Origin of the sequence: Saccharomonospora iraqiensis subsp. paurometabolica YIM 90007, from assembly GCF_000231035.2 — a bacterium.
GTDB classification, from domain to species: domain Bacteria; phylum Actinomycetota; class Actinomycetes; order Mycobacteriales; family Pseudonocardiaceae; genus Saccharomonospora; species Saccharomonospora paurometabolica.
In genome coordinates this window covers 1-5,285 of sequence record NZ_KI912259.1, presented here as the reverse complement: position 1 = coordinate 5,285, position 5,285 = coordinate 1, and the positions used below count along the sequence as shown (strand labels likewise).

General features: G+C 72.7%; 8 protein-coding genes. 4 read left to right on the top strand and 4 right to left on the bottom strand.

Annotation, left to right across the window (positions count from 1 at the left end):
- The coding region (locus SACPADRAFT_RS29055; RefSeq protein WP_007026358.1) for a 2-hydroxyacid dehydrogenase at positions 1 to 847 on the top strand (847 nt) is incomplete at its 5' end.
- Between the two features lie 42 nt (positions 848 to 889).
- On the opposite strand, the gene SACPADRAFT_RS0220850 is transcribed toward SACPADRAFT_RS29055, so the two are convergent.
- The 4 genes from SACPADRAFT_RS0220850 to SACPADRAFT_RS0220835 all read right to left on the bottom strand — a co-directional run bounded on the left by SACPADRAFT_RS0220850 (position 890) and on the right by SACPADRAFT_RS0220835 (position 3,794).
- Positions 890 to 2,074, bottom strand: a complete 1,185-nt coding sequence (locus tag SACPADRAFT_RS0220850; protein WP_007026357.1) for a zinc-dependent alcohol dehydrogenase — start codon at positions 2,072 to 2,074, stop codon at positions 890 to 892.
- Between the two features lie 174 nt (positions 2,075 to 2,248).
- Complete coding sequence (locus SACPADRAFT_RS0220845; RefSeq protein WP_007026356.1) at positions 2,249 to 2,563, bottom strand: HesB/IscA family protein; 315 nt, start codon at positions 2,561 to 2,563, stop codon at positions 2,249 to 2,251.
- A 248-nt stretch (positions 2,564 to 2,811) separates the two neighbouring features.
- On the bottom strand, positions 2,812 to 3,315 hold the full coding sequence (locus tag SACPADRAFT_RS0220840; RefSeq protein ID WP_007026355.1) for a hypothetical protein: 504 nt from the start codon (positions 3,313 to 3,315) through the stop codon (positions 2,812 to 2,814).
- Positions 3,312 to 3,794, bottom strand: coding sequence for a hypothetical protein (locus tag SACPADRAFT_RS0220835; RefSeq protein WP_007026354.1), 483 nt, complete (start codon positions 3,792 to 3,794; stop codon positions 3,312 to 3,314). The genes SACPADRAFT_RS0220840 and SACPADRAFT_RS0220835 overlap by 4 nt, the downstream gene beginning before the upstream one ends.
- A 432-nt stretch (positions 3,795 to 4,226) precedes the next feature.
- Between SACPADRAFT_RS0220835 and SACPADRAFT_RS0220830 the strand changes: the two genes are divergently transcribed.
- The 3 genes from SACPADRAFT_RS0220830 to SACPADRAFT_RS31720 form a co-directional block, all read left to right on the top strand.
- Entirely contained in the window at positions 4,227 to 4,649 is a 423-nt protein-coding gene (locus tag SACPADRAFT_RS0220830; RefSeq protein ID WP_007026353.1) for an STAS domain-containing protein, read from the top strand.
- 91 nt (positions 4,650 to 4,740) lie between these two features.
- Positions 4,741 to 5,127: a YidH family protein gene (locus SACPADRAFT_RS0220820; protein ID WP_007026352.1), complete on the top strand. Its 387-nt coding sequence runs from the start codon at positions 4,741 to 4,743 to the stop codon at positions 5,125 to 5,127.
- On the top strand, positions 5,124 to 5,285 hold a 162-nt coding region (locus SACPADRAFT_RS31720; protein ID WP_007026351.1), incomplete at its 3' end, for a DUF202 domain-containing protein. The genes SACPADRAFT_RS0220820 and SACPADRAFT_RS31720, both read left to right, overlap by 4 nt.

Below are 5,285 nucleotides of genomic sequence, written 5' to 3'. Positions count from 1 at the left end.
GGCCGTCGCGGACGCCGACGCCGTCGTGGTCACGCTGAAGGAGCGGGTGGACGCCGCCTTCGCCGACGCCGCCGGGCCGGGGCTGCGGGCGGTGGCCACCGTCGCGGTCGGGTACGACAACATCGACGTCCCCGCGCTCACCGCCCGTGGCGTGATCGTGGCGCACACCCCGGGCGTGCTCACCGACGCCACGGCCGAGATCACCCTGGGCCTGTTGCTGTCGGTCACCCGCAGGCTCGGCGAGGGCGAGCGGCTGCTGCGGTCGGGCACCCCGTGGTCGTTCGAGCTCGACTTCATGCTCGGCACCGGGTTGACGGGCAGCACCCTCGGCATCGTCGGCCTCGGTCAGATCGGCCGCGCGGTCGCCCGGCGGGCCCGCGCGTTCGGTATGCGGATCGTCTACACCGGACGGCGGCGCGCCCCCGCCGGTACCGAGGAGGAACTGGCGGCCGCGTACCTGCCACTGCCCGAGCTGCTGGCGCGGGCCGACGTCGTGTCCCTGCACTGCCCGCTCACCGCGGACACGCACCACCTGATCGACGCCGACGCGCTCGCGGCGATGAAGCCGACCGCGTTCCTGCTGAACACCGCGCGGGGTCCGGTGGTGGACGAGGGCGCACTCGCCGACGCGCTGGACGCCGGGACGATCGCCGGGGCCGGGCTGGACGTCTTCGAGCGCGAACCCGAGGTCCACCCCGGACTGCTGGGGCGGGACGACGTCGCGCTCGCCCCGCACCTCGGCTCGGCCACCGTCGAGACCCGCACCGCCATGGCCACCCTCGCCGCGCGCAACGTCGTGGCGGTGCTGCGGGGCGAGGACCCACCGACACCGGTCCCCACGGACTGAACCGTCCGGACCGTCCACGACGGACCCCGTCCGCGGGTGGGATCAGGGCTTGAGCACGATCTTGATCGCCCCGTCCCGCTTCTTCTGGAAGATGTCGTAGGCGTGCGGCGCCTCGGACAACGGGAGCTGGTGGGTGGCGAGGTCCTCCACGCCGAGCGGGTCGCCGTCCCCGGTGAGCAACGGCATGATCTCGTCGACCCACGCGCGGACGTTGGCCTGCCCCATCCGCAGTTGCACCTGCTTGTCGAACAGGGTGAGCATCGGCATCGGGTCGACCATGCCTCCGTACACACCGGACAGTGAGATCGTGCCGCCGCGCCGGACGGCGTCGATCGCGAGATACAGCGCCGACAGCCGGTCCACGGCGGCCTTCTCGGTCACCTTGGCCGAGACGGGGCCGGGCAGCAGCGTCGCCAGCTGCTGGGCCATTCCCGTCACGGGCGCCCCGTGGGCCTCCATGCCGACCGCGTCGATCACCGAGTCGGTGCCCCGGCCGTCCGTGCGGTCCCGGATCCGGTCGGCCACGTGCTTGTGCTGACGCAGGTCGAGGGTGTCCACCCCGTATCGCTTCGCCATCGCCAGCCGCTCGTCGACGAGGTCGACGCCGATCACCGTCCGCGCGCCGCGGTGCCGGGCGATCCGCGCGCACATCTGGCCGATCGGACCGAGGCCGAGCACGGTGACCGAGCCGCCCGCCGGGATCCCGGCGTACTCGACGGCCTGCCACGCCGTGGGCACGACGTCGGACAGGTACAGGAAACGCTCGTCGGGCGGACCGTCCGGGACCGTGATCGGTCCGAACTGGGCCTGCGGGACCCGGAGCCGTTCGGCCTGCCCCCCGGGGACCTGGCCGTAGAGCTTGGTGTAGCCGAACAGCGCCCCGCCCTTGCCGTGCTCGCGCACCTGCGTCGTCTCGCACTGCGAGTACAGCCGCTGGTCGCAGTAGAAGCAGTGGCCGCAGGAGATGTTGAACGGCACCACGACACGGTCGCCGACGGCCAGCCCGTCGACGGCGCTGCCGACCTCCTCGACGATCCCCATCGGCTCGTGCCCGAGCACGTCGCCGGGGTCGAGGAACGCCCCCAGCACCTCGTAGAGATGCAGATCCGACCCGCAGACGCCGGTGGAGGTCACCCGGATCACCGCGTCGGTCGGTTCGACGATCCGCGGGTCGGCGACCTCGGACACCTGCACGTTGCGTTTGCCCTGCCAGGTCACGGCCTTCATCGGCGTCTCCCCTCGCACGGCGATCGGACGTGGGTGCACGCGCCGACCGGACCGTTCACACCGCCGAGACCCCGCCCGGGGTCGGTCCGCGGGCCGGTGCCGGGCCATCGGTGGTCGCCTTCGGACGAGGACGTACCACCGATGGCCGACGACCAAACCGTCGTCGGGCCGGTGTCAGCCCTGCGACTCCTCGGCCTCCTCCGCCTGCTGCATCACGGCGAAGTTCAGCTGTCCCTGATCGTCCTGCTGGATGTCGAGGACCTTGTCGTCGAGGAACATGGCCGCCTGGGGCTCCAGGAACACGCGTGCGCCGCCCTCGGTGCCGAGCACCTGGTCGCCGTCCTCGGGCGCCGTGGCGATCGACAGCGCCAGCTGGGCGCCCTCGTCGGTCTCCTCGCGCACCGCGAACCGCAGGCCGGCCGCGTCTTGCCCGTCCTGGGAGGTCAGTGCGCCGATCGCCTCGGCGGCAGCGTCAGTCATGGCCAGCATGTCGGCATTTCCCTTCGGTCGCGTGTGGCTGCCAACCCCCACCGTAGGCGTGCGGTGTCCGAAACGCCGTTCCACCGCCCCGGAAAAACGTGTCGATCATGGACCGGTACCGTGCCCGGTCCGGCCGCGAGCGTCCACAGCGGCCCGTCCGCTGCACCACTCCCGCATTCCCTGCGCACGGGCTCGTCCACCGTACGGCCGCCCCCGGCGCGCGACCGTGGCGCGGCGTACCGGGGACGCGGCGTCCGTCACGCGGCGCCCTCGTCGAGCATGCTCGCCCAGAGCAGCACGTGCCAGACGGCGTCGAGCCGCGCCAGCGGCTCCGGGTCCGCCCCGATGAGCCCGAGGTGGAACCGCACGTCCCCGGGGTCGTCGTTCAGTTCGGCCAGCACCGCGCGCAGAACCGCGCGCACGGCCGGATCGAGGTCGTCGATGTCGAACGGCTCGTCCTCGTCGTCGACGAGCTCGGCGGTGAAGGTCCCGGCCCCGGCCGCCCCGCCGACCGTGCCGTCGACACCGAGCGCGTCGTCGACACCGAGCGCGTCGTCGACATCGTCCCCGTCCTCGGCACGCTCACGGAGGTCGTGGGCCACCATGGACACCAGTTCACCCAGAAGGGGACACAACAGATGCCGCCGGGGCGCGTCCGGCCCCACCACCGACGCCAGCAGCGTGGCCAGTCCCTCCGCGTCGTCCCCACGCAGGTCGGTCAGCATCCGTTCGGTGAGGCCCCGCACATCGGCCGAACTCACGTCTGCTCCCCCTCCGGTTCCTCCACGCCCTCCGGGGTCCGGACGGCGTCGGCGACGGACCCGCCCGCGCGGTCGGCGTTCTGGCCGCGCCGGACGGCGGGGGTGTCCGGTGCGGACACCTCACCGCTCGGATCGACCGGACGCGGTTCCTCGGTGACCGGGTCCACCGTGTCGTTCACTTCCCCGGGCGGATGCTCCCCGATCGGACGATCCGGTACCCGTGGTTCGGCGAAATCGGGTTGCTCCTCACTCACCCGCTCGTCCAACGTCTCGCCCTGGTGCTGTTCGAACGGCGTCATGCCCTTTCTCGTGGCCTCGCTGTAGTGCTCCGGAGGCTCCACCCCCTCCTCGAGCGGATCCAGCCGGAGCCGGTCCTCGTCGAGGTCCTCCGCACTGCTGAGCGACGCGGGGTCGCTCTCGACACTGTCGGGCATACCGGTGTCCTGCGGTGGTGTCACGGGCTCCTCGCCGTCACTCATCGGCCCCTGCTCCCTTCGGCTCCACCCTCCGGGGGCGTCGTGCGTTAGCGCTGTACCCGCGGGGGCTCCGGGACAAACGACCGGGGGAACCGGCACCGGCAGCACCGGGCGGTGCCGACGACGTCCCCGGTGGGTGGTTCCGCCGTGCGATCCGGTGTGACCCGTCCCGGGGAAGGTTGCGAATCGGCCACGATGCTTTCTACCGTGGAACCCGAGCGGTTGAGCCCACAGCCGTGTCGAGGCAGGTCCCTCGCGATCCGTGCGGAACACGGGACGCGTACGCAGCCCGGGAGACGTGCGTCGTCCACGATGCGTACGCCGTCCGGGGACGCATACGCTGTCCCGGATGCGTGCGTAGGTCGTCTTCGCACAGCAGCGGATCGGGGTCGCACCTGCCCGTGCCCTATCCGAACGCTACGGAGGGACAACACAGTGCGTAGCACCGATCCGAACACCCTGCCCCCGCAGTCGTCCTCCGACGGGCAGCCGCGGCAGCTCGACAGCCACGGCATGCGCATCGATGCCGAACGACGGTCGGGCAGCGCGGTGCTGGCGTGGGTCTCCGGCGAGGTCGACCTGCTGTCGGCCCCGGAACTGCGGCAGTGGGTCCAGAACAACGTCGGCCACGACGACGGGCTCGTGCTGGAGCTCGACGGCATCGGCTTCCTCGGCTCCGCGGGCCTGTCCGTACTGGCCGAACTGTCCGAGCGCGCCGCCCACAACGAACTGACCTGGGCGATCGTCGCCACGAAACGCGTGGTGCTGCGGCCTTTGGAGGCGACCGGGCTGTTGTCCCAGATGCCGGTCCACCAGACCGCGGACGAGGCGGTCGCCGCGGTCACCGGCGCGGAGTGACCGTGCGCCCGGCCACGGTGGCCGACGTCGTCGCACCCGTGGCCGGGGCCGCGCGGCACACACCGCCCGACCCGGGCCCGGGCGTACGGCGGTGAGCGCGGGCGATCCGGCCCGCGGCGGCCGTACCGACCCCGACGGGGCGGAACCGGAGGAGACCGACCCCGACTACCGGTTCACCCTCGCCAACGAACGCACCTACCTCGCCTGGATCCGGACGTCGCTGGGGCTGGTCGCGGGTGGGGTGGCCGTGCACCAGCTCGTCCCCGACCTGGCTACCGAGGGCGCGCGGACGGCGCTGGCGACGGGGTGCATCGGACTGGCCACGGTCCTGGCCGCCGTCAGCTATCCACGGTGGCGGCGGGTCCAACGGGCGATGCGGCGCGGCGACCCGCTGCCCGGCAGCCCGATCCTGCCGGTGCTCTCGGTGGGGATCCTGGCGATCACCGCGTTCGCGGCGGTGCTGGTGCTCGCCGGATGAGGCCGGGCACGTCCGGTCTGCAGGCCGAGCGCACCGGGCTGGCCTGGCAACGCAGCGCACTCGCCGCGGGCGCGGTGTCGCTGCTGCTCGTCTACCGGGCCGCGCACGGTGGTTGGGGCCTGCTCACGGCGTCGGCCGCGCTCACCGCCGCCGCGGCG